This window comes from Halomonas pelophila (assembly GCF_040196315.1).
Lineage (GTDB): Bacteria > Pseudomonadota > Gammaproteobacteria > Pseudomonadales > Halomonadaceae > Halomonas > Halomonas pelophila.
In genome coordinates this window covers 75,239-102,193 of sequence record NZ_JBEGCI010000007.1, presented here as the reverse complement: position 1 = coordinate 102,193, position 26,955 = coordinate 75,239, and the positions used below count along the sequence as shown (strand labels likewise).

23 protein-coding genes are annotated in these 26,955 nt (G+C 67.3%); 8 read left to right on the top strand and 15 right to left on the bottom strand.

Going from position 1 to position 26,955, the window contains the following annotated elements:
* Positions 1–81 precede the first annotated feature (81 nt).
* Genes glcF through glcD form a run of 3 tightly spaced genes read right to left on the bottom strand, consistent with a single transcriptional unit; the run spans position 82 to position 3,961 of the window.
* Positions 82–1,326: a glycolate oxidase subunit GlcF gene (gene glcF / locus ABE957_RS09705; protein ID WP_349758475.1), complete on the bottom strand. Its 1,245-nt coding sequence runs from the start codon at positions 1,324–1,326 to the stop codon at positions 82–84.
* Between the two features lie 22 nt (positions 1,327–1,348).
* A complete protein-coding gene (gene glcE / locus ABE957_RS09700; protein WP_349758474.1) occupies positions 1,349–2,452 on the bottom strand; it encodes a glycolate oxidase subunit GlcE in 1,104 nt (367 codons plus the stop codon).
* A 9-nt stretch (positions 2,453–2,461) separates the two neighbouring features.
* On the bottom strand, positions 2,462–3,961 hold the full coding sequence (glcD, locus tag ABE957_RS09695; protein WP_349758473.1) for a glycolate oxidase subunit GlcD: 1,500 nt from the start codon (positions 3,959–3,961) through the stop codon (positions 2,462–2,464).
* Positions 3,962–4,153: 192 nt separating this feature from the next.
* On the opposite strand from glcD, the gene glcC reads away from it, so the two are divergent.
* Positions 4,154–4,933, top strand: a complete 780-nt coding sequence (glcC, locus tag ABE957_RS09690; RefSeq protein WP_349758472.1) for a transcriptional regulator GlcC — start codon at positions 4,154–4,156, stop codon at positions 4,931–4,933.
* A 126-nt stretch (positions 4,934–5,059) separates the two neighbouring features.
* Here the strand turns inward: glcC and ABE957_RS09685 are convergent, their stop codons facing one another.
* Positions 5,060–6,760, bottom strand: a complete 1,701-nt coding sequence (locus ABE957_RS09685; protein ID WP_349758471.1) for an L-lactate permease — start codon at positions 6,758–6,760, stop codon at positions 5,060–5,062.
* A gap of 341 nt (positions 6,761–7,101) precedes the next feature.
* Between ABE957_RS09685 and ABE957_RS09680 the strand changes: the two genes are divergently transcribed.
* Both ABE957_RS09680 and ABE957_RS09675 read left to right on the top strand, forming a co-directional pair.
* A complete protein-coding gene (locus ABE957_RS09680) occupies positions 7,102–7,809 on the top strand; it encodes a glutathione S-transferase N-terminal domain-containing protein (RefSeq protein ID WP_349758470.1) in 708 nt (235 codons plus the stop codon).
* Between the two features lie 236 nt (positions 7,810–8,045).
* Positions 8,046–8,402: a phasin family protein gene (locus tag ABE957_RS09675; RefSeq protein WP_349758469.1), complete on the top strand. Its 357-nt coding sequence runs from the start codon at positions 8,046–8,048 to the stop codon at positions 8,400–8,402.
* A gap of 118 nt (positions 8,403–8,520) precedes the next feature.
* Here the strand turns inward: ABE957_RS09675 and ABE957_RS09670 are convergent, their stop codons facing one another.
* A complete protein-coding gene (locus ABE957_RS09670; RefSeq protein WP_349758468.1) occupies positions 8,521–9,144 on the bottom strand; it encodes a phosphoribosyltransferase in 624 nt (207 codons plus the stop codon).
* A gap of 284 nt (positions 9,145–9,428) precedes the next feature.
* On the opposite strand from ABE957_RS09670, the gene ABE957_RS09665 reads away from it, so the two are divergent.
* Together ABE957_RS09665 and ABE957_RS09660 are read left to right on the top strand one after the other, a co-directional pair.
* Complete coding sequence (locus tag ABE957_RS09665; protein ID WP_349758467.1) at positions 9,429–10,292, top strand: hypothetical protein; 864 nt, start codon at positions 9,429–9,431, stop codon at positions 10,290–10,292.
* 185 nt (positions 10,293–10,477) lie between these two features.
* Positions 10,478–11,914: a uracil-xanthine permease family protein gene (locus ABE957_RS09660; RefSeq protein WP_349758466.1), complete on the top strand. Its 1,437-nt coding sequence runs from the start codon at positions 10,478–10,480 to the stop codon at positions 11,912–11,914.
* Between the two features lie 215 nt (positions 11,915–12,129).
* Here the strand turns inward: ABE957_RS09660 and uraD are convergent, their stop codons facing one another.
* The gene (gene uraD, locus ABE957_RS09655; RefSeq protein ID WP_349758465.1) at positions 12,130–12,654 is read right to left on the bottom strand and encodes a 2-oxo-4-hydroxy-4-carboxy-5-ureidoimidazoline decarboxylase; all 525 of its coding nucleotides are present in this window, start codon (positions 12,652–12,654) and stop codon (positions 12,130–12,132) included.
* A 200-nt stretch (positions 12,655–12,854) separates the two neighbouring features.
* Between uraD and uraH the strand changes: the two genes are divergently transcribed.
* The 3 genes from uraH to ABE957_RS09640 all read left to right on the top strand — a co-directional run bounded on the left by uraH (position 12,855) and on the right by ABE957_RS09640 (position 15,389).
* Positions 12,855–13,208: a hydroxyisourate hydrolase gene (gene uraH / locus ABE957_RS09650; RefSeq protein WP_349758464.1), complete on the top strand. Its 354-nt coding sequence runs from the start codon at positions 12,855–12,857 to the stop codon at positions 13,206–13,208.
* 76 nt (positions 13,209–13,284) lie between these two features.
* Entirely contained in the window at positions 13,285–14,523 is a 1,239-nt protein-coding gene (locus ABE957_RS09645) for a urate hydroxylase PuuD (RefSeq protein WP_349758463.1), read from the top strand.
* 125 nt (positions 14,524–14,648) lie between these two features.
* Positions 14,649–15,389 (top strand): GntR family transcriptional regulator, encoded by a 741-nt coding sequence (locus ABE957_RS09640; RefSeq protein WP_349758462.1) that lies wholly within the window; start codon positions 14,649–14,651, stop codon positions 15,387–15,389.
* Between the two features lie 113 nt (positions 15,390–15,502).
* On the opposite strand, the gene ABE957_RS09635 is transcribed toward ABE957_RS09640, so the two are convergent.
* The 9 genes from ABE957_RS09635 to ABE957_RS09595 all read right to left on the bottom strand — a co-directional run bounded on the left by ABE957_RS09635 (position 15,503) and on the right by ABE957_RS09595 (position 26,907).
* Complete coding sequence (locus ABE957_RS09635; protein ID WP_349758461.1) at positions 15,503–16,978, bottom strand: amidohydrolase family protein; 1,476 nt, start codon at positions 16,976–16,978, stop codon at positions 15,503–15,505.
* A 29-nt stretch (positions 16,979–17,007) separates the two neighbouring features.
* Positions 17,008–18,195, bottom strand: a complete 1,188-nt coding sequence (locus tag ABE957_RS09630) for an amidohydrolase family protein (protein WP_349758460.1) — start codon at positions 18,193–18,195, stop codon at positions 17,008–17,010.
* A gap of 26 nt (positions 18,196–18,221) precedes the next feature.
* Positions 18,222–18,923 carry a flavin reductase family protein gene (locus ABE957_RS09625; protein ID WP_349758459.1) on the bottom strand — a complete coding sequence of 234 codons (702 nt, stop codon included), beginning with the start codon at positions 18,921–18,923 and terminating at the stop codon, positions 18,222–18,224.
* A gap of 32 nt (positions 18,924–18,955) precedes the next feature.
* The gene (locus ABE957_RS09620; protein WP_349758458.1) at positions 18,956–20,053 is read right to left on the bottom strand and encodes an ABC transporter ATP-binding protein; all 1,098 of its coding nucleotides are present in this window, start codon (positions 20,051–20,053) and stop codon (positions 18,956–18,958) included.
* A gap of 13 nt (positions 20,054–20,066) precedes the next feature.
* Entirely contained in the window at positions 20,067–21,107 is a 1,041-nt protein-coding gene (locus ABE957_RS09615) for an ABC transporter ATP-binding protein (protein ID WP_349758457.1), read from the bottom strand.
* Between the two features lie 11 nt (positions 21,108–21,118).
* Complete coding sequence (locus ABE957_RS09610) at positions 21,119–22,054, bottom strand: ABC transporter permease (protein WP_138182070.1); 936 nt, start codon at positions 22,052–22,054, stop codon at positions 21,119–21,121.
* An 11-nt stretch (positions 22,055–22,065) separates the two neighbouring features.
* The gene (locus ABE957_RS09605; protein WP_349758456.1) at positions 22,066–23,055 is read right to left on the bottom strand and encodes an ABC transporter permease; all 990 of its coding nucleotides are present in this window, start codon (positions 23,053–23,055) and stop codon (positions 22,066–22,068) included.
* 81 nt (positions 23,056–23,136) lie between these two features.
* Positions 23,137–24,711 carry an ABC transporter substrate-binding protein gene (locus ABE957_RS09600; protein WP_349758455.1) on the bottom strand — a complete coding sequence of 525 codons (1,575 nt, stop codon included), beginning with the start codon at positions 24,709–24,711 and terminating at the stop codon, positions 23,137–23,139.
* Positions 24,712–25,455: 744 nt separating this feature from the next.
* Positions 25,456–26,907, bottom strand: a complete 1,452-nt coding sequence (locus tag ABE957_RS09595) for an NCS1 family nucleobase:cation symporter-1 (protein WP_349758454.1) — start codon at positions 26,905–26,907, stop codon at positions 25,456–25,458.
* Positions 26,908–26,955 lie beyond the last annotated feature (48 nt).

Here is a 26,955-nt window from a genome sequence, read left to right as displayed (position 1 = left end):
CGATCCAGTGTCGCACCGGGGTGCGGTTGGCGCCGGCGAGGGGAGTCTGGCAGCTGAATGATTGAGCGCGGTGACGATCCGTCATGCCAGTGCCTCGTCGACGATCTCGATCCAGTGTCGCACCGGGGTGCGGTTGGCGCCGGCGAGGTGGGTCTGGCAACCGATGTTGGCGGTGACGATCACCTCCGGGTTGCCGGCCTCCAGCGCATCGAGCTTGTTGTCGCGCAGCTCGGTGGCGAGCGCCGGCTGGGTGACGGAGTAGGTGCCGGCCGAGCCGCAGCAGAGGTGGGCGTCCTGGACCGGGGTCAGGGTGAAGCCGAAACCCCGCAGCACCTGTTCCACGGCGCCGCTGAGCTTCTGGGCATGCTGCAGGGTGCAGGGGCAGTGGAAGGCGAGGCGGCGACTCTCCTTGGCCTCGAGGGCCGAGAGGTCCTCGTCGCGCAGCACCTCCACCAGGTCCCTGGCCAGCGCGCTGACGCGTTCGGCCTTCTCGGCATAGTCGGGGTCGTCGGCGAGCATCTCGGCGTACTCCTTGACGAAGGCGCCGCAGCCGCTGGCGGTCTGCACGATGGCTTCCACGCCGGCCCCGCTTGCCGGTGCGATATGCGGCCACCAGGCATCGATGTTGGCGCGCATGCGGGCCCGCCCGGCCGCCTGGGCATTGAGATGGAAGTCGACGGCGCCGCAGCAGCCGGCCTCGGGGGCCGGGGTCAGGCCGATGCCGAGCCGGTCGAGCACCCGCGCGGTGGCGGCATTGGTGTTGGGCGAGAGCCCGGGCTGCACGCACCCCTCGAGGATCAGCATCTGCCGCGCATGGCGCTTGCCCTCGGGACGGGCTCCGGCATCCACCGGCGTCGGGGGCATCTTGTTGGCCAGCGCGCCGGGCACCAGTGGGCGGAAGGTCTGACCCAGCTTGAGCAGTGCCTTGAAGCGCGCGGGCTCGACCAGCGCCTTGCGCAGTCCGAAGCGCAGGGCACGGTCGGCGGGCTTGCGCGGCACCCGCCGCTCGATCTCGGCGCGGCCGATGTTGAGGAGCTTGTGGTACTCCACCCCGGAGGGGCAGGTGGTCTCGCAGTTGAGGCAGGTGAGGCAGCGGTCGAGGTGCAGCCGAGTCTCCTCGGTGACCTGGGTGTCGTCTTCCGGACTCTCGAGCATCTCCTTCATCAGGTAGATGCGTCCGCGGGGGCCGTCGCGCTCGTCGCCCAGCAGCTGGTAGGTCGGGCAGGTGGCGTTGCAGAAGCCGCAGTGAACGCAGGTGCGCAGGACCCGGTCGGCCTCGCGGATATGGGGTTTCTGGAGGTCTTCCTCGGTAAAGTGCGTCTGCATCTCGGCTGTTCCCCCTAGTGTCTCAGATCGCCGCGTAGAGTCGGCCAGGATTGAAGATGCCCTTCGGGTCCAGCTGGGCCTTCAGATTGCGATGGTACTTCTCCACCACGGGTTCCAGCGGCATGAAGGGGTCGGCCTGGCCACGGCCCTCGCGGGCTCCCAGGCAGGTCGCGTGGCCGCCGGCGCGGGCGCAGGCCTCGCGCAGAGTGGCCGCGTCGAGGTCGCTGCGCAGCCAGCGCTGGGTGCCGGCCCAGTCGTAGAGCAGGTCCGCCTCCTCAACGCCGGGCAGGCGCAGCGACGGGGTGTTGTGTGGCAGCGAGAGGCGCCAGAGGGGACGCGCGTCCTCGCGGGAGAAGAAATCCAGGCGCTGCTCGCGCAGCGCCTCCCAGAAGCCGTTGTCCAGGTCGTCGCCCCCCAGCCGCTCGCGGGTGGCGGCCACCGAGCTCGGCCCGCCCTCCAGGCGCAGGTGCAGGGCGCCGTCGTGCCAGGCGGCGGCGGTGAGGGGCAGCGGCGAGCGGCCCCACTCGGCCAGCCTGGCCATGGCCTCGGCCAGCGACATCTCCAGGCGCAGGCTGTGGCGGGCGCCGGGGCGCGGCAGCACCTTGAGCGAGACCTCGGTGACCAGCCCCAGGGTGCCCTGGGCACCGACCATCAGCCGCGACAGGTCGTAGCCGGCGACGTTCTTCATCACCTCGCCGCCGAAGCGCTGCTGCTGCCCGTCCTGGGTGATCAGGCGGATGCCCAGCACGAAGTCGCGCACGCTGCCGGCCCAGGGGCGGCGCGGGCCGGAGAGGCCGGTGGCGACCATGCCGCCGACGGTGGCGTCCGCGCCGAAGTGGGGCGGCTCGCAGCCGAGCATCTGGCCCTGCTCGGCCAGGGTCGCCTCGAGCTCGGTCAGCGGCGTGCCGGCGCGCACCGAGACGATCAGCTCCACCGGGTCGTAGGAGCTGATGCCGCGGTGCTCGCGGGTCGAGAGCGTCTCGCCCTCGACGGGGCGGCCATAGAAGGCCTTGGTGTCACCGCCGGCGATGCGCAGCGGGGTGCCCGCCTCGGCGGCCCGACGCACGCGCTCGCCGAGCGCCTCGCTGATGTCCTGGTCGGTCGATGTGGGGCGTGTCTCGGCCATGGAAAATCCTCAGAATCGGGGCAGCTCGGGGTGCGGGAGCTCGTTGTTGTGGACGTGCATGGCGCCGAACTCGGCGCAGCGGGCCAGCGTCGGGATGTTCTTGCCCGGGTTGAGCAGGCGGCCGGGATCGAAGGCGGCCTTCACCGCATGGAAGACGGTCAGCTCGCTCGGCGCGAACTGGGCGCACATCTGGTTGATCTTCTCGCGGCCCACCCCGTGCTCGCCGGTGATCGAGCCGCCGGCCTCGACGCACAGCTCGAGGATCTTGCCGCCAAAGGCCTCGGCCTGCTCGAGCTCGCCGGGACGGTTGGCATCGAAGAGGATCAGCGGGTGCATGTTGCCGTCGCCGGCGTGGAAGACGTTGGCGACGCGCAGGCCATACGCCTCGGAGAGCTCGGCGATGCCCTTGAGCACCCGCGGCAGCTCCCGGCGGGGGATGGTGCCGTCCATGCAGTAGTAGTCCGGCGACATGCGCCCCACCGCCGGGAAGGCGTTCTTGCGCCCGGCCCAGAACAGCGCGCGCTCGGCCTCGTCGCGGGCCTGCTGGATATCGGTGGCGCCGGCCTTCTCGAGCACCGCGCGCACCGTGGCGCAGTCGTCGTCGACGTCGGCCTCCACGCCGTCGAGCTCGCAGAGCAGGATGGCCTCGGCCTCGACGGGGTAGCCGGCCTTGACGAAATCCTCGGCGGCGCGGATGGCGAGCTTGTCCATCATCTCGAGCCCGCCGGGAATGATGCCCGCGGCGATGATGTCGCCGACCGCGCGGCCGGCCTTCTCGACGTCGTCGAAGCTCGCCATCAGCACCTTGGCGGTCTCGGGCTTGGGCAGCAGCTTGACGGTGATCTCGGTGACCACGCCGAGCATGCCCTCGGAGCCGGTGAACAGCGCCAGCAGGTCGAGGCCCGCGGCGTCCAGCGCCTCGCTGCCGAGCGTCATGCGCTCGCCCTCGATGGTGATCACCTCCACCTTCATCACGTTGTGCACGGTCAGCCCGTACTTCAGGCAGTGTACGCCGCCGGCGTTCTCGGCGACGTTGCCGCCGATCGAGCAGGCGATCTGCGACGAGGGATCGGGGGCGTAGTAGAGGCCGTAGGGCGCCGCCGCCTCGGAGATGGCCAGATTACGCACGCCCGGCTGGAGGCGAGCGATGCGGGCATCCGGGTCGACGTCGAGGATGCGATTGAAGCGCGACATGACAAGCAGCACGCCCTGCTCCAGCGGCAGGGCACCGCCGGAGAGGCCGGTGCCGGCGCCGCGGGTCACCACCGGCACGCCCATCGCCCGGCAGCGCTTCATCAGCGTCTCGACCTGCTCGAGAGTCTCGGGCAGCGCCACCAGCATCGGCAGCACCCGATAGGCCGCGAGGCCGTCGCACTCGAAGGGGCGCAGGTCCTCCTCGCGGTGCAGCAGCGTGAGGCCGGGCGCCGCCTGCTGCAGGTCGGCCAGGACCTCGGCCTTGTCGGTGTGGGCCAGCTCGCCGTCGAGCCGCTCGTCGTAGAGGATGTTCATGGGGCTTCCTCGCTTGCGTGCCCATCGCCCACCCGGGCCGGGCACATGACCTGTGTAGCACCAATCTGTGCCTTAATGGTGGGCGTGTCCAGCCTCTGGTTCGCTGGTCAGACCAGTCGTTGGTAGCATTGTGGAAAGTTTTTCCACAATACACCCTTGAGGCTCGCCCTGGCATCCCCGGAGAGCACGATCATGCCCCGATATCATGAAGAGCTGCGGATCACCTCGCGCACGCCCGACGCCATCGCGGCCCGGCTCGAGGAGCTGATCCTCGACGGCGTGTTCCGCCCGGGCCAGCTGCTGCCCTCCGAGCGGCGGCTCAGCGAGCGCCTGCAGGTGTCGCGCGCCTCCCTGCGCGAGGGGCTGCGGACGCTGCGCAGCAAGGGCGTGATCGAGACCCGACAGGGTCGGGGCTCGGTGGTCGCCCCGCTGGTGGCGAGGCCCCTGGACTCCCCGCTGATGTACCTCTTTCGCGACCACCCGCGGACCCTTTTCGACCTGCTGGAGGTGCGCGCGCTGCTCGAGGGGGAGTCGGCCAGCCTGGCGGCCAGCCGCGGCACGGCCTCGGACCGGGTGCTGATCACCCGCCGCTACCAGGAGATGGTCGACTACGTGGAGGCCGCCGAGACGATCGATGCCGAGCGCCTGGCGCGCCTCGATCACGGCTTCCACCTGGCCATCTGCCAGGCCTCCCATAACCCGGTGCTGGTCCACACCCTGCAGAGCCTGACCGACCTGCTGCTGAGCTCGGTGTTCGCCTCGGTTAAGAACCTCTATCACCGACCTCGGTCCCGCGAGATGATCAATCGCCAGCACGCCCGGCTCTATCGCGCGGTGGTCGAGGGCGAGCCCGAGCTCGCCCGCCGCGCCGCCCTGGAGCACCTCTCGAGCATCGGCGAGCAGCTGGGCGAGATCGAGGCGGAGGAGCAGCGCCTCGAGCGCTCGGCCATGCGCCTCGAGGGCTGGGAGTAGTGGTCCTGCGCCGAGCGCCTGCAGCGCCTGCGAAAACGCACCGCCCCCCCCGGCCAGGCCGTGGGGGCGGTGCGTCGTTGTGGGCTCGCCTGGCCTCGGGCCAGGCTCATGCCAGGACAGGGCCGATCAGCCGAGACCCAGCAGCGGGTCGCCGATGCCCAGCACGTAGAAGGCCACCAGGCCGATCGCGCCGGCGGCGACGAGGTAGTAGAGCGTCGGCAGGATGGTCTTGCGGATGGTCTCGCCCTCGCGGCCGAGCAGGCCCACGGTGGCGGAGGCCGCGACCACGTTGTGGATGGCGATCATGTTGCCCGCCGCGGCGCCCACGGCCTGCAGGGCGACCATCATGGCGGTGGAGACGCCGAGCTGCTGGGCGACGTTGAACTGGAAGTCGGAGAGCATCAGGTTCGAGACGGTGTTCGACCCGGCGATGAAGGCCCCCAGGGCGCCCACGGCCGGCGCGAAGAGCGGATAGACATCGCCCACCCCGTCGGCGACGAGCTGCGCCATGGCCACCGGCATGGAGACCAGGTCGGCGCCGTTGACGCCCGAGTTGATCAGGATCCGTACCATGGGGATGGTGAAGATCAGCACGAAGCCGGCGCCCAGCAGGGTGCGGCTGGACTCGCCGAAGGCTGCCTTGAGCTCACCCAGACGCATGCGATGCAGCACGGCGGTGACCAGCACCACCGCCAGCAGGATGCCGCCGGGCAGGTAGAGCGGCTGGATGCTGCCGGAGACGCCGGCCTCGCCCAGGATGTCGCTCCAGCCGAAGGCGAACGAGGTGAGCGCACTCTTGAGCGGCTCGATGGTGCGCGAGGCCACCAGGAACACGGCCAGCAGCACGTAGGGCACCCAGCCCATGACGGTAGTGATCGGGGTCTTGCCCACCACGTCATCGGTCTTGATCACCAGCTTGCCGATCCACTGGTCCGGCCAGGCGGAGGAGGGTGGGAAGTCCCAGGTGTCCTTGGGGAGCAGGAAGCCGCGACGGGCCGCCGGCACGACGATGGCGAGGCCCACCATGGCGCCGATCATCGACGGGAATTCCGGCCCCAGCAGCACGCCGGCCAGCGCGTAGGGCACCACGAAGCAGATGCCGGCGAAGAGCGCGAAGGGGGTGATGGAGAGCCCCTCCTTCCAGGAGCGGTTGGCGCCGAAGAAGCGCACCATGATCACTACCATGATCAGCGGCATCAGCACGCCGACGATGGCGTGAATCACCGCGACCTCACCGGCGATCAGGTGAAAGTACGCAAGCCAGCTCTGGCCGCCGGCGTCCAGGGCCTCGGTGATGCCGGCGCGGTCCAGGCCACCGGTGACACCGACCACGATCGGCGTGCCCACCGCGCCGAAGGAGACCGGCGTCGACTGGATCATCATGCCCACCACCACGGCGGCCAGCGCCGGGAAGCCGAGCGCCACCATCAGCGGCGCGGCCACGGCGGCCGGGGTGCCGAACCCCGAGGCGCCCTCGATGAAGCAGCCGAACAGCCAGGCGACGATGATCGCCTGCACCCGGCGGTCCGGGCTGATGCCCGAGAAGCCGTTGCGGATGGCGGTGATCCCCCCGGAGTGCTTGAGGGTGTTGAGCAGCAGGATGGCGCCGAAGATGATCCACAGGATCGCCACGGTCAGCATCAGCCCCTGCAGGGTCGAGGCCAAGACCCGAGTGAAGCTCATCTGCCAGGCGAGCAGGCCGATGAGCGCGGTGACCACGAAGACGATCGGCATGGCGACCCGGGCGGCCATGCGCAGGCCGATCAGCAGCACCCCGGCCAGCACCAGAGGCACGAAGGCGAGCAGCGCGAGTGTGGTTTCGTTCATGAAGAAGTTCCTTTCGCGTGGGAACGGTGGAGCGTTGGCGTGCCCGCTCAGGGCATGGTGAGCGGGCGACCTTAAGCGCAAGCCGCGGCCTTGACCACTGCTGGGACATTGGTATGACCAATGGGGATGGCCTCGGTTGCCTCGTTGTCGGCACGTGAAATGATTGCCTATTCAATAGCTTGTCTTGCGCATGGGCGCCTCGCTGAGGCCGCGAGGAGCGCGGAGCATTAGACTAATGGGCAAGTCGCTGTCGCCGGATTACCGCGTGCGCGCGGCGTTTGGCGGCGGCCGCAAAGGCTGGCACTATCGAGGATCCCTGAACCCGACACTGAGGAGGCGGCATGACACGGGTGCTCTATGATCTCTGCGGCATCGACGAGGGGCTGCGTTTCTCGCCCTTCTGCTGGCGCGTGCGCTACGCCCTGGCCCACAAGGGCCTCGAGGTGCAGACCCGGCCCTGGCGCTTCAACGACACCGAAGCCTTGGCCTTCGCCGATCACGACAAGGTGCCGGTACTGGTCGACGGCGAGGAGGTGATCACCGACAGCTACGAGATCCTGCGCTACCTGGATCGCGCCTATCCCGAGGCGCCGCTGCTCGGCGAGGGGTTGGCCGAGGCGCGGGGACGCTTCTTCAAGCACTACGCCGAGCGGGTGATAGCCCCGGCCATGCTGCGCACCATCATCATGGACCTGCTCAACGCCATTCATCCCGACGACCGCGCCTATTTCCGCGAGACCCGCGAGAAGCGCTTCGGCCGCACCCTCGAGGAGTTCCACTCCCCGGCCAAGGGGCTGGCCCAGCTGGATGCCGCCCTGGAGCCGCTGCGCGCCCAGCTCGCGGATAGCGACTTCCTCGACGGCGATGCCCCGGCCGGCGCCGACTACCTGGTCTTCGGCAACTTCATGTGGGCGCGCTGCGTCTCCAGCGCCGACCTGGTCTCCAACGCCGACCCGGTGCACGGCTGGCTCGAGCGCATGCTCGACCAGCACGACGGCCTCGGGCGCCGGGCCCTGCGCGTCACCGACATCGAAGGCGCCTATCGCTGAGGGGCGGGTCTTGCTCTGCGGAGAGCGCTTGTCTCCCGTTGAGGGCGCTTGTGTCACATGCTGAAGGCTCTCGCCCCTCGCAACGCCCGGCCTCGGCCGGGCGTTGTCGTTCTGTGCCGTTCAGGGACGTGAAGCATCGAGCATCCTGGGATATTGCGCTGCACAAAACTGACTGCTATGTTGCATTGCAGCACGGGGCCGAATCCCCCGCTGTCCACTACCGATGGAGGTGTTACATGAGCAAGGCAACCACACAGCAAGCGACCGAACAGCTCGAGTCCACGTTCGTGGCACCCGCTCGCCGTCTCGGCGCCCTCAACCTCGACTACACCGAGAAGCTGGTCGCCGCCCAGTTCGACGCCGTGCGGGCCCTGACCGACCTGGGGCTCTCCCAGGCCCGCGGTTGGCTCGACGTGCGTGACGCCGAGGGTCTCAAGAAGGCCGTGGACGCCCAGCAGAAGGCCAGTCAGGACATGGGCGAGCGCCTGCGCGGCGACGCCGAGAAGATCATGAACCTGAACCAGGAATACGTTCGCGAGAGCCAGAAGCTCGCCGAGGACGGCCTCAAGGCCGCCACCCCGGCCGCCAAGTAAGGCTCTCGCCACCGAGCATGGCAAGCACCGGCATCGCCGGTCTTCACGGGTCGTCACCTTCGGGTGGCGCCCGTGTTCTTTTTTGACCCTCCTCCCGGTTTGATCCTCCTTCTGGTCTTCAGCCGTGCTTGCGTCCCAGCAGCGCGATCACCTCCTCGTCTTCCACCTGGCCGAAGTCGGCGAAGAACTGCCCAACGGCCCGGAAGTGGGGGGAGGCCTCCAGGCAGACCACCTCATCGGCCAGCGACTCGAGCCGTGCCACGGTCTCGGGCGGCGCCGCCCCCAGGGCGGCGATCAGTCGCCGCGGGCCCCGGGCCCGCAGGGCGGTGAGGGCGGCCGCCATGGTCGCCCCGGTGGCGCTGCCGTCGTCCACCACCACCACGATGCGCCCCTTGGGGTCGATGGCCGAGCGCACCGGGGTATAGCGCCGGCGGCGCTCCTCGATCAGGGCCTGCTGGTGCTCCACCTCTCGATTCACCGCATCCTCGCGGTAGTAGGCGGCGGCGGGCTCGAGTGCCACGCGGCCGTTCTCGTCGACCGCGCCGATGGCGTACTCCGGGTTGCCCGGCGCGCCCACCTTGCGCACCAGCACCACGTCCAGCTCGCCGTTCAGGGCATCGGCCATCCAGCGTCCCATGGGCACCGCGCCGCGGGGGATGGCCAGGATCAGCGGGTTCTCGGTCTTCAGGTAGGCGAGGCGGTCGATGAGGTGCTCGGCCGCCTCGCGGCGATCACGAAACATGGCGGGCTCCCGGCAGGCAGGTGTTCTCTCAGTGTAGGCCCTCGCTCCCAGCAGTCGCCCCTTCTTGCCGCGCTTCTCGCCCCGCCGGGTGGGTGCTTGGCGGGCGTCTGCCGGCCGCCCTGCTGCGGGAATGTGTCCCGTTTATGTATTTAACGGAAATCATTTCCAGTATACAAAATTGTTCGGTAGGGTTGGACATGTTATCCGTCCGGTGGCGACATCCCTTGGATGCACATCGGCGCGGAACGGTCTCGGTATAACACCAACAACCGGAGATGCTTTCCATGTCCCACAGCTCCTCCCTGCCGCTGGCCGCGGGTGCGGCCCTGTGCCTCGCCGTCGCGTCCGTCACGGCTCAGGCCGCCACCTGGAGCGATACCGCCATCGGCTATCGCTACGGCACCCAGTTCCAGGAACCCGGCAATTCCGATGACGTTGCCAAGCACGTTCTGCAGCTCACCCACGCGAGCGGCTATTCGCTGGGCCAGAACTTCTTCAACCTCGATCTGCTGCAGTCCGACAGCGCCGATCCCGCCCGCAACAGCGACGAGGGGGCGACCGAGGCCTATCTGGTCTATCGCCACCAGCTGCACGTCGGCAAGGTGTTCGGCGTGCCGCTGGCCTTCGGGCCGGTGAAGGACGTGGCGCTGAGCGGCGGCTTCGATCTCAACACCAAGAACACCGCCTTCGCGCCGCGCAAGCGGCAGGTAGTGGTAGGGCCGACCCTGAAGTTCGACGTGCCCCGGGGCTTTCTCGACGTGAGCCTCTTCTACTCCTACGAGTGGAACCACTGCGGCCTCGACGCCTGCGCGGCGCCGGGCAACGAGACCGACATCAGCTTCGACCCCTACTACCAGCTCAACCTGGCCTGGGGCCTGCCGTTCGAGGCGGGGGCGCTGCCGATGAAGTTTCAGGGCTTCTACAACCTCAACGGCGAGAAGGGCGACGACTACTTCGGTGCCGAGACCGCGGCCGAGCAGCTGATGCGCACCTCGCTGATGCTCGACGTGGGGCAGCTCGGCGGCATGGGGGAGAACACCCTCTGGGTCGGCGCCGGCTATGAGTACTGGCGCAACAAGTTCGGCAATCAGGACAAGCCGGGCGTGGATACCGATGCCCTGATGCTCCAGCTGGAGTGGCACCTCTAACACGCGCAGGCGAGGCCTGCGGGCCATCGCGACCTGCTGTCGACGATAAATGTATACGTTTGCCTACCGTCACTGTGTACGACTTTGTATTTAGTTGCATTTCAAATCGTACGACAATGTGGCAGCTTTGCTGGCATACAACAATTATCGCTCCCTCCCCTCATAACAAAGGCTGTGGTCCAACCATGCCAACCAATCCCAGGAATACCTCGATCTTCGATTTCCACGGCAGGCCACCCTTCGCGAAGGCCCTGCCGCTCTCCCTGCAGCACGTGCTGGCGATGATCGCCGGCGTCATCACCCCGCCGATCATCATCGCCGGCGTGGTGGGGGCGACCCCGGGAGAGAAGCTGCTGCTGATCCAGATCGCCGTGCTGGCCTCGGGGATCTGCACCCTGTTCCACCTCTATGGCGTCTGGAAGTTCGGTGCCCGCCTGCCGGCCATCTTCGGCGTGGGCTTCGCCTACGTGCCGACCCTGATCGCCGTGGGTGGCCAGTTCGGCATCGAGGGCATCCTCGGCGCCCAGTTGGTGGGCGGCATCACCATGATGGTGGTGGGCTACTTCATCCAGTACATCCGCCATCTGTTTCCGCCGGTCGTCGCGGGCACCGTGGTGCTGGTCATCGGCCTCTCGCTCTACGACATCTCGATCCGCTACATGGCCGGCAGCGGCAACGTCAACGCGCCGAACTTCGGCGAGCCGCTCAACTGGCTGGTGGGGATCGTCACGCTGCTGACCGTGCTGGCGGCCTCCCAGTTCGGGCGCGGCGTGGTCAAGCTCTCGGCGATCATCGTCGGCATCCTGGTCGGCTACCTGCTGTCGCTCTCGCTCGGCATGGTCAGCTTCGACGCCGTGGCCAACGCCCGTTGGATCGCCGTGCCGGAGGTGATGCCGTTCGAGATGGAGTTCCACACCGCCGCCATCGTCTCCATGGTGGTGATCTGCGTGATCAACTCGGTGCAGACCATCGGCGATCTCTCGGCCACCAGCGTGGCGGGCATGAACCGCGAGCTGAAGACCAAGGAGCTGACCGGTGGCCTGCTGGGCAACGGCCTGACCACCGCGGCCAGCGCCTTCTTCGGCGCCCTGCCGACTTCCACCTTCAGCCAGAACGTCGGCATCGTGGCCATGACCAAGGTGATCAGCCGCTCGGTGCTGGCCATCGCCGGCCTGTTCATGATCGCGGCGGGGCTCAGTCCCAAGTTCGGTGCCATCATGACCACCATCCCCTACCCGGTGCTGGGCGGGGCCACCATCACGGTGTTCGGCATGATCACCATGACCGGCATCCAGCTGCTGATCAAAGACGAGCTCTCCGCCCGCAACATGACCATCGTCGGTCTGGCGCTGGCGCTGAGCCTGGGTATCTCCTCGGTGCCCTCGGCCATCGAGCAGTTCCCGGCGATGCTGCAGAACGTGATCGGCGGTGCGCCCATCGTGGTGGCGGCGATCACCGCCTTCGTGCTCAACATCGTGCTGCCGAAGAAGTCGCTGTCGGACGAGGCGCGAGAGCGTGAGGAGATCGCCAAGGCGGATGCCGAGGCGGCCGCCGCGGCGGCTGGCGAGTCGATCGATGGCGGCAATGGCCGCTCGGCTGCCACCCCCGGCACCACGAAGTAACGACGCGACACGCGACTCATCGCGAGTAAGTCGCGGGCGCCCGGCCAAGGATCGGCCGGGCGCCCGCGTCTTCGTGTCGGAGAGGGTGTCATCGCGGAGTGGATGAGACGGCGATGCGTGGGTCGACATGAAAAACGAGCCGCCGGCGGGTGCCGGCGGCTCGTATGTGCAAAGGCGATCTCGGCGGGCCCCGAAGGACGCCGATCCGCCGGGGCTCAGCCCAGGCGGGCCTCCAGGCGGAAGCGGGCGATGTGGTTGATCTGCTCGACCGCGGTGCGGCGCTCCTCGGCCTGGTCGTTCTCCAGGCGCGTCTCGAAGGCGGCCAGGATGTCGTGACGATCGTTGCCCTTGACGGCCATCACGAAGGGGAAGCCGAACTTCTCCTTGTAGGCGGCGTTGAGGCGCTCGAACCGCGCCATCTCCTCGGGGGTGCACTGGTCCAGGCCGGCGCCGGCCTGCTCGCGGGTGGAGTCGTCGGTGAGCTCTCCGGCGATGGCCGCCTTGCCGGCGAGGTCCGGGTGGGCGCGGATCACCTCGAGCTGGCGCTCGGGGCTGGCGCTAGCGAGCACCCGACCCATGGCCTCGGCCAGGCCCTGGGGGGTGTCCTGTTCGCTGCCAAGGCCCTGCTGCCAGGCCAGCTCGGCCACCCAGGGGGAGTGCTCGTAGATCTCGCCGTACTGCTCGATGAAGCGCGCCTGATCGAGCTCGCTGGGGCGAGGGGAAAGGGTGTTGTCGCTCATGCCGTGACCTCCGTTGCGGGTGGTGATGCGTGTCTCGCAAGACAGACTTCGACTGTATACAAAAAATGCTTTGAAATGTACTCCCTTTCGAGCTAAAAATGTGTGTATCGACATCCGGAAGGACGACCCGGTCGTCGCCATACACTTGCTCGCCGGCCACCCGCGCCATGGGAGCCGGCTATCGCGGAGAGGAGAGACTCATGGGACGCTTGACCACACACGTGCTGGACACGGCACAGGGCCGGCCGGGGCAGGGCATTCGTATCGAGGTCTATCGCCTCGAGGGCCAGCGCCGCCACCGGATCGGCGAGGTCGTGACCAACGACGACGGCCGCTGCGATGCGCCGATCCTGGAGGGCGAGGCCCTCACGACGGGCGAATACGAGCTGGTCTTCCACGCCGGTGAGTACCTCGATCGTCAGGGCCTGGCCGGCGACACCCCGCGCTTTCTCGACGTGATCCCGCTGCGCTTCGGCGTCGCCGACGCCTCCCAGCACTATCACGTGCCGCTGCTCGTATCGCCCTACAGCTACTCCACCTATCGCGGCAGCTGAGCCCACTCGGCGCCGCCTGCCCGGGTCTCCCCCTGCCCGGGCGATGACTAACAACGCACAAGACGAGAGCTGACTCATGCAAGCGTATCTACTGGACTTTGCCAACCTCCTGTTGCGGTGGTTGCATGTGATCGCCGCCGTCGCCTGGATCGGCGAGTCCATCTACTTCGTGATGCTGGACAACGGCCTGCGACCGCCCAAGGCCGACGAGGACAAGCAGAAGGGCGTGTTCGGCGAGATGTGGGCCGTGCACGGCGGCGGCTTCTACCACAACCAGAAGTACGCCAGCGCCCCGGCCAAGCTGCCCGCGGACCTGCACTGGTCGTTCTGGAAGGCCTATACCACCTGGCTCTCCGGTTTCGGCCTGTTCGTGCTGCTCTACATGACCAACCCCGGCTTCTATCTGGTCAACCCGGGCAGCGACTGGGCCTGGGCCGCCGAGCTGACCGGCTGGCAGGCCAACGCGGTGGCGGTGCTCTTCCTGCTGTCGGGCTGGGTGGTCTACAACGAGCTGTGCAAGCGCATCAGCCCCAACATGGAACGCGACGGCATCCTGAGCCTGGCCGTGGCGGTGATGATGGTGGTGGTCGCCTACCTGAGCACCCAGATCTTCGCCGGCCGCGCCGCCTTCCTGCTCACCGGCGCGGTGATGGCCACGGCCATGTCGGCCAACGTCTTCTTCTGGATCATCCCGGGCCAGCGCCGCATGGTGAAGGCGATGAAGGCCGGCGAGACGCCGAACCCGATCGACGGCAAGCGCGGCAAGCAGCGTTCGGTGCACAACACCTACTTCACGCTGCCGGTGGTGCTGCTGATGCTCAGTAACCACTACTCCTTCACCTACACCCACGAGCTCTCCTGGGTGATCATGGCGCTGTTCATCTTCGCCGGCGCGCTGATCCGCCAGTTCTTCGTGCTGATGCACGCGGGTTCCCTCCAGCCGGCCTACCCGGCGGCGGGCGTCGCGCTGATCCTGGTGGCGATCTGGGTCGGGGCGCCGAGCGCCGACGACAACGTGGCCACCGCCGCCGTGTCGTCCTCGGTGAGTGACGAGAAACAGGTGCAGACCGCCTCGGGCTCGCTCAGCGAGGTGCACGCGATCATCGAGCAGCGCTGCGTGAGCTGCCATGCCCAGTCGCCCGAGCATGCCGGCTTCGCGGCGGCCCCGGCCGGGGTGATCCTCGAGACCGAGGAGCAGCTGTTGCGCCAGATCGATCAGGTCCGGCAGGTCGTGGCGAGCGGCTACATGCCGCTGGGCAACATCACCAAGATGACCGACGAGGAGCGTGCCGTGGTGGCCGCCTGGACCCCCTGAGCTGAGGTCGCGCCATCACGTCGTTGACAGCCGCCCGCCTTTTTGGCGGGCGGCTGTCGTGTTGGGGGTCTGAAAGCGTATACAATGATCGGCATATCGGGTTTTTTCAGGGAGGCGTAGCGTCCATGAACCAGCGTCAGTTCGTTGCCGAGGGCAAGTCCAGCGACGGCGGCGGTCGCCCCGGCAAGAACGGCGACGGCCCCAAGCGTCACGAGGCGATCTACCAGTCGATCAGCGATGCGATCATCGAGCATCGCCTCAAGCCCGGGGCGCGCCTGCGCGAGGATGCCCTGGCCGAGGTGTTCGGCGTCAGCCGCACCGGGATCCGCAAGATCCTGCAGCGCCTGGCCCTGGAGCAGCTGGTGACCCTGACGCCGCGCCGCGGGGCCAGCGTGACGCGGCCCACCGCCGACGAGGCCAAGGACGTCTTCGATGCGCGGCTGATGGTCGAGTGCGGCCTGATGCCCGAGATCGCCAGGCGCATCACCGCCGAGGACCTGGCCGCGCTGCGCGACATGGCCACGCGCGAGCGACAGGCCCTGAGGTCCGGCGAGCAGAGCACGGCGATCCGGCTCTCGGCGGACTTCCATACGCGCCTGGCGAGCATCTCGGGCAACGCCACCCTGGCCGACTTCGTCGAGCGGCTCTGCTCGCGCTCCTCGCTGATCCTCGCGGTCTACGGCAACGCGGGCCATCTCGGCTGCGAGTCCCACGACCACGACGACCTGATCGGCTATCTGGAGGCCGGCAACGGCGAGCGCGCCGAGGCCTTCATGGGCCGCCACCTGAAGGCCATCGAGGCCTCGCTGTCGATCCATGTCGAGGAGGACGAGGCGCCGGACCTGTTCGAGATCTTCTCCGGCTAGCGCCTTTCCTCTCGTCTCCTCTCCCATCTCAGCGCCCGAACGACGACGCGCCCCGTGCCACTGGCACGGGGCGCGTCGCGTTGTGGGCCGCCTCTCGGCCGCCGGGGTCGGCGTTACAGAGAGGTGCGGCGGAGCGGAAAGGCGCCGGGAAAGATCTCGTGTTCCGGCGGGTGGAGGTGGGTGCGTTCCGGATAGGAGGCGCGCAGGCGATCGAACTGACGCTGCGCCTGATCGGCCAGTCGAGTGAGGTCGATGCCCTTGATCTGCCGATCGTGGACGATCGTCCTGCCGTTGACGATGACCCGCGTGAAGTCCCGCCCGGAGCCGCTCATGATCATGGTCTGGATGGGATCGATGAGCTGGCCGAGGTGGAAGCCACTCAGGTCGAAGACCGTGATATCGGCCTTGGCCCCCGGCGCGAGCCGGCCCAGGTCGGGACGGTTCAGGGCCTTGGCCCCGGCCAGGGTGGCGGCCGTGTAGTAGTCGGCCGCCGAGCAGGCCGACTCGTCGCCCTCCATCAGCCGGGTCGCCATGATGCCCGTGTGCAGGTTGGTGATGACGTCCGGGGGAAAGGTGTCCGTGCCCAGGCCGACGTTGATGCCGCGGCGCTGCATCTTGGCAAACGAATCCATGAAGTGCCCCATGCGCGCGCTCACCAGCGGACACTGCACCAGGGTGGCGTCGGCGGCCGCCAGGGCGTCGAGGTCCCGCTCGATAGTCGCGGGGGTCGGCTGCTGGCCGCCGAGGCGGATGCCGTGGGGCAGCAGGGCGCGGCGGTCCAGGAAGCCGATCTCGTCCAGCAGGCCGATGGAGGAGCGGCCGAAGCGCGCCTGCATGGTCTCGACCTCCAGCGGCGACTGGCAGCAGTGCAGGCGCACGGGGCAGTCGAGGGCGCGGGCGGCCTCGGCCGTCTGCTCCAGCAGGTCCCGGGTGCAGCATTCGATGCGATCGGGCGCCAGCATGCCGCGCACCAGGCCGTCGGCGTAGCCCTCGTAATCCTTGATGAATTCGATGGCGGCCTCGAGGCCACGTCGGCCCCGCGCCTCGTCCCAGTGGATGTCGAAGCGCCCGTCGGGGTGGATCACCGAGGCCCCGGTGCGGTAGGCCGGCCCCAGGTAGAGGCGGATGCCGAGCTCGGCGCCGATCGCCGCGGCGCTGGCGAACTCCGTGTAGGTCTCGTCCCACTCCCGGTAGAGCAGGGAGGTGATGGGCAGCGCCGTGGTCACGCCGTTGAGCAGCAGCTGCGTGAAGGCGTACTCCTTCTTGGCATCCTCCTCTTCTCTCGTGTAGGCCTCGCGCGGGCCGCGCTCGACGTAGGAGCTGGCCCAGACCCGGCCGTGGCGCCATCCCGGCGCGTTGTCGAAACCGAGCACCGTGGAGTCGAGATCCGCCAGGGCGTCCAGGTCGATGAAGCCGGGGCCGACCACGGCGTTGCCGGCGTCGATGCGCTCGTCCACCGGCCCCGCGTAGCCGTAGCCGACGTGGATGATGGTGTCGCCCTCATAGACGACCTCCCCGTCGGGGAGGATGACATGGCCCTGGCCGTCGTAGCCGACGACGTAGCGGCCGGTAATCAGTGTCCTCGTCATCGAGGCCTCCTGTATGGGATCGGTCGGTCTCAGATCAGGCAGTCGCCGTTGGCGGCCACCAGGCGGCCGTTGTTGATCACGGCGATGCGCGGGGCACGATTCATCATCGCCTCGACGCGGGTCTCGCCCGCCACCACGACGAGGTCGGCCCGGCAGCCTGGCGCCACCCCGTAGGCCTCGGCCTCCATGACCGTTGCGCCGCCCTGGGTGACGATGCCGAGGGTGTCCTCGAGGTCCTCGTCGCGCCGAAAGCCGCTGCGAAAGCCCACCAGCATGGCGCGCTCCAGCATGTCGGCGTTGCCGTAGGGTCCCCAGGAGTCGCGGATGCCGTCGGAGCCGCAACACAGGGTGACGCCGGCGTCGAGCAGACGGCGCACCGGGGGGAACTCGATGTGGCCGGGGCCGTGGGTCATGATGGCGACGCGGTTGTCGATCAGCAGCGTCGTCAGCTGCTCGAGGTAGGCGTCGTCGACCATGCCCAGGCAGAAGGCGTGGCTCACCGTGACCCGTCCCTGCATGCCCAGCGCCGCGGTGCGCTCGGCGATCAGCTCGAGGGCGAAGGCGCCCAGCATGCCGGGTTCGTGCAGGTGGATGTCCACGCCGCGTCCCTGCTGGTCGGCAAGGGCGAAGATGCTGTCGAGGTGCCCGACCGGATCCCGGTCCATGCTCGAGGGGTCGATGCCGCCCACCAGGTCGGCGCCGGCGCGCAGCGCCTCGGCCATCAGCTCCCGGGTGCCGGGGCGCACCAGCAGCCCGCTCTGGGGAAAGGCGACGATCTGCATGGTCAGGGCGTCGCGGAAGCGCTCCCGGGTCGCCAGCACGCCCTCGAGATGGGCCAGGCCGACGTCGGTATCGATATCGACGTGAGTGCGGATATGGGTGGTGCCCATGGCGATGGCCTGGCGCACCTGGTTGGCCGACTGCTCGGCCGGCGAGTAGCCGAGCCGGCGCCTGACCTCGCGTTCGTTGGCGATGCGCTCGGCGATGGTCGGGCCGGCGCTGTGGCGGTGCCACGGCTGGCCCCAGTGGGTCTTGTCCAGGTGGGTGTGGGCATCCACCAGGCCGGGGAGCAGGATGCCGCCTCGGCCGTCCACGACGCGCGCCTCGGGCGCCTCGAGGGCCGGGCCGACGCGGCTGATGTGGCCATCGCGGATCAGCACGTCCTGGGCCTCGCCCTCGAGCGGACGAACGTTGCGCAGCAGCAGGGGATTCGACATGCACGCCTCCTTGTTGTGTCGATGCTCTAGTCGACCGTCTGGTCGATGTCATGGCTCATGACGGGGGTAGCGCACGCTGCGGCGGCGCCGTGCTCCGCCACGGTCTCCTGGGTGGCCCGCCACTCCTCGAGGCTCGGCCGCGGCAGCTCGAACTGCGTCTCGGCGTAGAGGTAGGCGTCGGCGTGCAGGCGTGCCAGGGGATGGTAGGCCTCGGGGCGGACCCGCAGCGTGGCCGGGTCGATGTACTCGTCCTGCACGTGCATGTGCAGCACCTCGCCGACGATCACCGAGCGGTTGGGATACTCCAGGGATTCGGTCTTGCGACACTCCAGGGACACCGGCGCCTCGAGGATACGCCCGGCGCGCAGGTGGCGGCTGGTCACCAGGGTCAGCCCCGCGGCCGAGGCCTCGTCCTCCTCGGGGGCGAAGTCCAGGGAGGTGGTGATCATGTGCGGCGCGATGCGCTCATTGACCAGGTTCACCACGAACTCCCCGCTGTCGTGGATGTTGCGGGTGGTGTCCTTGAAGCGTCCATCCGGGCGGTGCTGGATGCCCAGGATCAGGATCGGCGGCTCGTCGCCGAACACGTTGAAGAAGCTCATCGGCCCGGCGTTGGACACCCCGTCGGCATCGACGGTGGTGACCAGGGCGATGGGCCGCGGGACGATGAAACTGACCAGCAGCTTGTAGCGCTCCTGCTTGGTCAGCTGGCTGAAATCGAAGTCCATGAGTGGTTCCTTTGTCGGTGATCGAGCGCGACTCAGTCGGTGGCGATGAGTCGCCCTTCCTCGACCGCGTGGCAGGCGACGAAGCCGCGTTCGACGTTGTGGATCGGCAGGGGCACCTCCTGCTGGCAGCGCGCCGTGGCGTGCGGGCAGCGCGGATGGAAGGCGCAGCCGCTGGGGGGATCCAGCGGGCTCGGCACCTCGCCGCCCACCGGCGTGCGCGCGCGGCCGGTCATCTCCAGGTCGGGTATGGAGTCGAGCAGCATGCGCGTGTAGGGGTGCTGGGGCCGGCGGAACAGCTCGTGCTTCTCGCCGACCTCGACGAGCCGCCCCAGGTACATGACGCCCACCCGGTCGGAGATGTGGTAGACCACCGAGAGGTCGTGGCTGATGAACAGGTAGGTCAGGTCGTGCTGCTGCTGCAGCTCCTTCATCAGGTTGAGGATCTGCGCCTGCACCGAGACGTCCAGCGCCGAGGTCGGCTCGTCGCAGACGATGAACTCGGGGTTGCTGGCCAGCGCCCGGGCGATGGAGATGCGCTGGCGCTGGCCCCCCGAGAACTCGTGGGGATACTTCTCGCTGTCCTGGGCGTTTAGGCCGACCCCCTCGAGCAGCTCCTTGACGCGCTGCTTGATCTCGGCCTTGCCCTCGAGCAGGCCGAAGGTCCGGATCGGCTCGGCGATGATCTCGCCCACCCGCCAGCGCGGGTTGAGGCTGGCATAGGGGTCCTGGAAGATCATCTGCAGCCGGTGGCGCACGGCGTCCATGTCCCGCCGGCTGTGGCGGGCGATATCCTGCCCCTCGAACTCGATACTGCCGTCCGTGGTGCCATTCAGCCCCACGACCAGCTTGGCGATGGTCGATTTCCCGCAGCCGGACTCGCCGACCAGGCTGAAGGTCTCGCCGCGGTAGATCTCGAAGTCGACGCCATCCACGGCCTTGACGATCTGCCTGCCCTTGCGCTCCAGCAGGCGGTTGAGCAGCGGCGGTGAGACGTCGAAATGGCGTTTCAGGTTGGTGATGCGAAACACCGGTTGCTCCGCGGACGAGTCGACGCTCGCCCCGGCGTTCTGCGAGGCCGCCAGCGGCGCGGCCTCGCGCATGCTTGCTGACATGGTTTCGGTCATGTTCATGGTCCCTGCCTCCTTAGTCATGGTGCTCGACCAGCGTGTCGGCGGTGGCTCGCGCGGGCGATGCCGGAGCGGCGCCCTCCTCGACGAGCCAGCAGGCGGCCGCGCCCTCGTCGACGGCGATCAGGTCGGGGCGTTCGGCTCGACAACGTTCGAAGGCATGCGGACAGCGCGGGTTGAAGGTGCAGCCTTCGGGAATGGCGGTCAGTCGCGGCATGGAGCCCTCGATCTGCTCGAGGCGTTCGACATCATGGAGGATGGTGGGAATGGAGTTCATCAAGCCCTGGGTGTAGGGGTGCTTGGCATGCTTGATGACGTCGGCAACGGGGCCGACCTCGACCAGCCGCCCGGCGTACATCACCGCCACGCGATCGGCGGCCTCGGCGATCACCCCCATGTCGTGGGTCACCAGCATCACGGCGGTGCCATGCTCGCGACACAGCCGCTTGAGCACCGTGATGATCTGCGCCTGCACCGAGACGTCCAGGGCGGTGGTCGGCTCGTCGGCGATCACCAGCTTCGGGTCGGCGCACAGTGCCAGGGCGATGACCACGCGCTGGCGCATGCCCCCGGAGAACTGGTGCGGGTACTGGTCGATGCGCGTCTCCGGCGCCGGCAGGCCGACCTCGGCCAACAGCTCGATGGCGCGCTGGCGCGCCTGGGCCCTGTTCATCGGCAGGTGGGTGCGGATGGTCTCGATGAGCTGGCGGCCGACCGTGTAGAGCGGGTTCAGGCTGGTCAGCGGGTCCTGGAAGATGGCGCCGATGCGCCGACCGCGCAGCCGGCGCATCTCGTCCTGGGAGAGGTTGTCGATGCGCTGGCCTTCCAGGCGAATCTCGCCGCCGGATATGCGACCGGGGCTCTCCAGCAGGCCGGTGATCGCGGTACCGGTCAGCGACTTGCCGGCGCCGGATTCGCCGACCACACCGAGGATCTCGCCCGGGGCGATCTGCAGCGAGATGCCGTCGATGGCCTTCAGGGCGCCGTGGCGGGTATCGAATTCGATGTGCAGATCATTCACATCCAGCACGGGGGAGGTGTTGTTGTGTGTGCTCATGATTGCCTCGCTCAGCGCAGTTTGGGGTTGAGGGCATCGCGGAGCCAGTCGCCCAGCAGATTCACCGACAGCACCAGCAGCACCAGTACGGCGGAGGGGAAGATCACGACCCACCAGACGCCCGAGAACAGGAACTCGTTGCCGATGCGAATCAGCGTGCCGAGTGAGGGCTCGGTGGGCGGCATGCCTACGCCCAGGAAGGAGAGGGCGGCCTCGATCAGGATGGCGATCGCCAGGTTCACCGTGGCCACCACCAGGATCGGTCCGATCACGTTGGGCAGGATGTGCTTGGCCATGATCGAGCGCGAGCGCAGGCCGATGACGCGGGCGGCCAGCACGTATTCGCGGTTCTTCTCGACCAGCGTGGAGCCGCGCACGGTGCGCGCATACTGCACCCAGGTGGTCAGGCCGATGGCCAGTATCAGCACGAAGATCACGGCGTCGTGCTGCATCTCGGGCGGCAGGACGCCGCGGGCGACGCCGTTGATCAGCAGGGCCACCAGGATCGGCGGGAAGCTGATCATGACGTCGGCGATGCGCATGATCAGCGCGTCGACGGTGCCGCCCACGTAGGCGGCCAGCAGGCCCAGACAGACCCCCAGCGTCATGGCGAAGGCGACGCTCGCCAGGCCCACCAGGATCGAGATGCGGGCGCCGTAGAGCAGCGCCGACAGCACGTCGCGTCCCTGGCCGTCGGTGCCCAGCAGGAAGGCCGGGTCGCCGCCCGCGACCCAGGCGGGGGGCAGCTCGCTGTTGAGCAGGCTCAGCGTGCTGACATCGAAGGGATCGTGGGGCGCGATCCAGGGGGCGAAGATTGCCGCCAGGATCAGGGTGACCACCACCACGAAGGCGACGATGGTGATCGGTGAGCGACGAAAGCTGTAGAACAGGTCACTGTCGATGAACCTGCGCCAGTCGTCGTTGAGTCGTTGCGTTACGGTGCTCATAACTAGGCTCCTCAGGCGCCGGTGGTGTTCTTGCCCGCATCGACGCGCAGGCGCGGATCGACCACGAAATAGAGCATGTCGACGATGGTGTTAATGACCACGAAGATCAGCGACACCATGACCAGGTAGGCGGACATCACCGGGATATCCACGAAGCTCACCGCCTGCATGAACAGCAGTCCCATGCCCGGCCACTGGAAGACGGTCTCGGTGATGATGGCGAAGGCGATCAGGGCGCCGATCTGCAGGCCGGTAATGGTGATCACCGGCATCAGGGTATTGCGCAGGGCATGGCCGAAATGCACGGCTCGGTTGGTCAGCCCGCGCGCCCGGGCGAAGCGGATGTAGTCGGTCTTGAGGACCTCCAGCATCTCCGCTCTGACCAGTCGCATGATCAGGGTGATCTGGAACAGCGACAGGGTGATCACCGGCATGATCAGCGCCTTGATGCCGCTGACGGTCAGCAGGCCGGTGCTCCAGCCGCCGATCTCCACGACCTCGCCGCGGCCGAAGGAGGGCAGCCAGTTGAGCCACACCGAGAACACCAGGATCAGCAGGATGCCGGTGACGAAGGTCGGCACGGAAATCCCGGCCAGCGAGACGCCCTGTAACAGGTGGCTGAGCCAGCTGTCGCGCCGCAGGGCGGTGTAGACGCCCATGGGAATGCCGATCACCAGCGACAGCACCACCGCGGCGAAGACCATCTCCATGGTGGCCGGAAGCCGCTCGGCGATCAGGTCCGAGACCGGCCGCTGGTTGCGATAGGAGATGCCGAAGTCACCCTGCACGGCGTTGGTGACGAAGTGGCCGAACTGGAGGGGCAGCGGGTCGTTCAGGCCGAGCCGCTCCTGCAGTTCGGTGCGCTGCTCGAGCGTGGCGTCCTGGGGCAGCATGTTGGTGACCGGATCACCGACGAAGCGAAACATGCTGAAGGCGATGAAGGCGACCGTGAGCATGACCAGCGCGCCCTGCAGTAGCCTGCGAATCAGGAATGCAATCATGATATTGCCCTATCCCGTTGGGAGGTGAGGGGGTGGGCGACGGCCCGGTTCGGGCCGTCGCCTGCCAGCGCAAGGGCGGGCTTATTCGACGGTGGCGTACCAGAGTCGCACCTTGTTATCCGGCGTCTGGGGCAGCTGGATGTTGTCGTTGGTGGCCCAGATCAGCGGCTGCTGGTGGAGGGGAATCAGCGGGACCTCGGCCTTGGTGATGGCGAAGGCCTCGGCGATCATCGACAGGCGTTCCTGCTCGTCCTGGGCGACGGAAATCTTCTCGACGAGGGTGTCGACCTCGGCGTTTTCATAGCCGCCGGGGTTCCAGGCGCCGTACTTGTCGTGCGGGCTGGTCAGCACCTGGGAGAGGATGCTGAAGGAGTCGAGCATCGGCAGGGTGGCCCAGCCGAACATCCAGACGTCGGAGCCACCGTTCAAGGCCGTCTGCCAGTGGTTGCTGGCATTGCGCGCATTGACCCGGGTCTCGACGCCGACCCGCGCCCACATGGCGGCGATCGCCTGGCAGATCTCCTCGTCGCGGACATAGCGATCGTTGGGGCAGTCCAGGCCGATGCTGAAGCCATCGGGGTAGCCGGCCTCGGCGAGCAGCTGCCGGGCGGCCTCGGGATCATAGGGGAAGCGTTCATCGAGCGAGGCATCGTAGCCGGGCACGGCCGGGGCCACCGGCAGGGCCGCGTTGCGCGACTTGCCGCGCATCAGCTTGTCGCGGATCAGCTCCATGTTGATGGCCTGATAGAGCGCCTTGCGCACGCCCAGGTCGCGCAGCGGGTTGTCGCCGGCACCGCTGTCTCCCAGCGTCTCCGGTGTCTGGTTGAGCGCCAGCATGATGGTCCGCAGTCCCGGCGTCTCGAGGATGTTGAACCCCGGGGCGTTCTCCAGTCGCGAGATATCCTGCAGCGGCACGCTCAGCATCATGTCGATCTGCCCGGAGAGCAGGGCCGAGACCCGTGTGGCGTCCGAGGCGATGGGGGTGAACTCGATGCGCGTCAGGTTGTGCTGGGCCTCGTCCCACCACTGCTCGTTGACGGTGAGCACCGTCTCGGCGTCGGGACGGCGGGTGTCCAGCACGAAGGGGCCGGTGCCGTTGGTGTGCGTGGTGGCGTAGCTCTGCTCGCCCTTGCTGGGATCGACGGGATCCAGCGCGCCGTGCTCGTCCATCCACGTCTTGTCGAGGACATAGACGTTGGTGAGATCGTTGAGCAGCAGCGGGTAGTTGCCGTTCAGGTGAATGTCGACCGTCCGCTCGTCGACCTTCTCGACGCGTGCCACCGCGGGCAGGTTGCCGCGGATGGGGGAGTCCGGATGGGTGGCCCGCTGCAGCGATGCGACCACGTCCTCCGCGGTGAAGGCACTGCCGTCATGGAAGGTCACCCCCTCGCGGAGGGTGAAGCGCCACAGGTCAGGTTCCACCACTTCCCAGCCGGTGGCCAGCGCCGGCTCGATCTCCAGCTCCTTGTTGTAGCGCACCAGCGGTTCGTAGATATGGTGCAGGAAGGCCAGCGTCGGGCTGATGGCCTGCCCGTGGGGATCCATCGAATAGACGTCGGAGGTGTCCGCCCAGGTGATGGTCTTCGCGTGTGCCGCGCCGGTCGCCATGCAGGTGGCGAGCAGCGTCATGGCTAGGGTCTTTTCAATTGGCTTCATGGTTGACTCCCAGGAGTTGTTGTTGTCGATTCCACCGTTGCTCTCGATTCTTGTCGATATTTATGGCTCCTCGGGTGGTGGGATGATGGGTGATTTTTTCCTCTTTATCTGACGTATGTCATGGACCCTATAGGGATCGTTGTGACAGTTAACACTCCGCAATTAACGGCTAATAGGTCCAGTTTATTGTGGGCTTTGGTGCCAGATTTATCCGGCCATAATTCGTATGTTAATGCATAATATCGACGAAAAATTATGGGTAAGTTTTTTGCCAGAAAATGAAAGGGTTGTCCTCCGTTTTTCGGCGGATGTTGGTGTCGATTAGGCGAGACATGTATACAGTTAGTGACCGTCATGCGTCGATAGGTGGTATTGATAAGTAGTTATTTTCGATGAGGCTTTTAATGATGAGTCTTGCCAAGTGGTGACAAGCGAAGCGCCACTATGACGTGACGGAGGCAAGGCCTTGTCAGGTGCTGTGTTTTTCGGAATAAAGAAGTCACTTTTGTGCGAATTTCAGGCGATATGTCCTGTGCAAGAGAAGGCGAGGCTTTCTGTAGAAAGTGCGCGAGGATCCAGGGGAGGTCGGGACGAGAGGGTGGAAACCTGGGGAGTGAAAACCCGGGGAGGAAAGGCGAAAAAACGGCGCCCCGTACCGCGGGTACGGGGCGCCTTTTTTGGCCCGCTTTATTCTCGAGGATACCCTTGAGAGTGACTCCCGGGAGTTGCCCCGGGAAGTGACCCTCAGGAGTGAGCGGTGAGCGGCTGTCGCTGGCCCTTCATCAGCAGGAAATAGAAGGCGCCGCCCAGGGCGGCCCCGATCAGCCAGGCATAGCCGCCCAGCGCTTCCAGGGCCGGCACCCATACCGAAGAGACCGAGAACAGCGCGGCCAGGCCGAAGGCGGCGAGTGCCCGCTTGTTCCAGCCCTTGACGTAGTGGTAGGCGCCGTCGGGGTCGCTTGAGAACATGTCCTGGATGTTCAGGCGTTGGCGCTTCACCAGGTAGTAGTCGACCACGATGATGCCGTAGAAGGGGGCCACGATGGCGCCCAGCGCATTGACGAAGCCGGCGATACCAATCTGGCTGATCACCGAGACCCAGAGTGCGCCGACGAAGAAGGCCACTCCGGCGGTGATCAGGCCGCCGATACGAAAGCTGATCTTGCGCGGGAAGAGGTTGGCCAGGTCATAGGCCGGTGGAATGAAGTTGGCCACCAGGTTGATGCCCACGGTGGCGGCGAAGAAGGTGATCGCGGCGATAATGGTCAGCGGCAGCGAGTCGACCCGCTCGATGATGTCCGAGGGATTGGTCAGGGTCTCGCCGAACAGCGCCAGGGTACCGGCGGTGATGATCAGCGCGATGAACGAGAAGAAGGCGACGTTGAGCGGCAGGCCCAGCAGGTTGCCGAGCTTCATCTCGCGCTCGCTCCTGACGAAGCGGGTGAAGTCGCCGAAGTTGATCACCACCGCGGCGAAGTAGGCGATCATGGTGCCGGTGATGGCCAGGAAGGCGCCGATGGCGCTGCCCTGGTACTCGCTCTCGCCACCGAAGATGGTGCCCACCGCGGGCAGCAGGTCGCTGCCGGCCTGGAACCAGACGATGATCATCAGCGCCACCATCACCACGTAGACCAGCGGCCCCGCCCAGTTGAGGAAGTGCTTGATCTTGTCGATGCCCTGCCAGAACAGCGCGATCTGGAAGACCCAGACGATCACGAAGGAGAGCCAGCCGATCAGCGACATGCCGAGGAACTCGCCGCCGGGATCGCCGAACAGCGCGGTGAGCAGCAGCGCCATCGCGGTGGAGGCGAAGTAGGTCTGCACCCCGTACCAGAAGATGCCGATGATGGCGCGCAGCATCGCCGGGAAGTTGGCGCCGCGTACCCCCATGCTGGCGCGGATCATCACCGGGAAGGGGACGCCGTACTTGACGCTCGGCTTGCCGGTCAGGTTGACCAGCCACATCACCACGAAGCCGGCCAGGATGATCGCCGCCATCACCGCCCAGCCGTTGAGGCCGTAGGAGATGAACAGCGAGGCCGCCAGGGTGTAGCCGAACAGGCTCTGGATGTCGTTCGACCAGACGTTGAAGATCTCGAACCAGCCCCAGTTGCGGTCGCGTTTCTTGATCGGGGCCAGGTCCTCGTTGTAGAGGCTCGGGTCGCGATGCTGGATCTCCAGCTCTTGGTCCGTCATGTCCGTCATGGGAGAGGCCTTGTGTTCTTGTGGTGATCCCGGCCCCCT

Coding starts and splice junctions, on each gene's coding strand:
- ABE957_RS09630 (WP_349758460.1), bottom strand. CDS start 18,195: ATGTCGAATCCCCTGCTGCTGCGCAACGTTCGTCCGCTCGAGGGCGAG.
- ABE957_RS09610 (WP_138182070.1), bottom strand. CDS start 22,054: ATGAGCACCGTAACGCAACGACTCAACGACGACTGGCGCAGGTTCATC.
- ABE957_RS09615 (WP_349758457.1), bottom strand. CDS start 21,107: ATGAGCACACACAACAACACCTCCCCCGTGCTGGATGTGAATGATCTG.
- uraH (WP_349758464.1), top strand. CDS start 12,855: ATGGGACGCTTGACCACACACGTGCTGGACACGGCACAGGGCCGGCCG.
- ABE957_RS09640 (WP_349758462.1), top strand. CDS start 14,649: ATGAACCAGCGTCAGTTCGTTGCCGAGGGCAAGTCCAGCGACGGCGGC.
- uraD (WP_349758465.1), bottom strand. CDS start 12,654: ATGAGCGACAACACCCTTTCCCCTCGCCCCAGCGAGCTCGATCAGGCG.
- glcE (WP_349758474.1), bottom strand. CDS start 2,452: ATGGCCGAGACACGCCCCACATCGACCGACCAGGACATCAGCGAGGCG.
- ABE957_RS09605 (WP_349758456.1), bottom strand. CDS start 23,055: ATGATTGCATTCCTGATTCGCAGGCTACTGCAGGGCGCGCTGGTCATG.
- ABE957_RS09645 (WP_349758463.1), top strand. CDS start 13,285: ATGCAAGCGTATCTACTGGACTTTGCCAACCTCCTGTTGCGGTGGTTG.
- glcF (WP_349758475.1), bottom strand. CDS start 1,326: ATGCAGACGCACTTTACCGAGGAAGACCTCCAGAAACCCCATATCCGC.
- ABE957_RS09685 (WP_349758471.1), bottom strand. CDS start 6,760: ATGAACGAAACCACACTCGCGCTGCTCGCCTTCGTGCCTCTGGTGCTG.
- ABE957_RS09670 (WP_349758468.1), bottom strand. CDS start 9,144: ATGTTTCGTGATCGCCGCGAGGCGGCCGAGCACCTCATCGACCGCCTC.
- ABE957_RS09620 (WP_349758458.1), bottom strand. CDS start 20,053: ATGAACATGACCGAAACCATGTCAGCAAGCATGCGCGAGGCCGCGCCG.
- ABE957_RS09680 (WP_349758470.1), top strand. CDS start 7,102: ATGACACGGGTGCTCTATGATCTCTGCGGCATCGACGAGGGGCTGCGT.
- ABE957_RS09600 (WP_349758455.1), bottom strand. CDS start 24,711: ATGAAGCCAATTGAAAAGACCCTAGCCATGACGCTGCTCGCCACCTGC.
- ABE957_RS09675 (WP_349758469.1), top strand. CDS start 8,046: ATGAGCAAGGCAACCACACAGCAAGCGACCGAACAGCTCGAGTCCACG.
- ABE957_RS09625 (WP_349758459.1), bottom strand. CDS start 18,923: ATGGACTTCGATTTCAGCCAGCTGACCAAGCAGGAGCGCTACAAGCTG.
- ABE957_RS09665 (WP_349758467.1), top strand. CDS start 9,429: ATGTCCCACAGCTCCTCCCTGCCGCTGGCCGCGGGTGCGGCCCTGTGC.
- glcD (WP_349758473.1), bottom strand. CDS start 3,961: ATGAACATCCTCTACGACGAGCGGCTCGACGGCGAGCTGGCCCACACC.
- glcC (WP_349758472.1), top strand. CDS start 4,154: ATGCCCCGATATCATGAAGAGCTGCGGATCACCTCGCGCACGCCCGAC.
- ABE957_RS09660 (WP_349758466.1), top strand. CDS start 10,478: ATGCCAACCAATCCCAGGAATACCTCGATCTTCGATTTCCACGGCAGG.
- ABE957_RS09595 (WP_349758454.1), bottom strand. CDS start 26,907: ATGACGGACCAAGAGCTGGAGATCCAGCATCGCGACCCGAGCCTCTAC.
- ABE957_RS09635 (WP_349758461.1), bottom strand. CDS start 16,978: ATGACGAGGACACTGATTACCGGCCGCTACGTCGTCGGCTACGACGGC.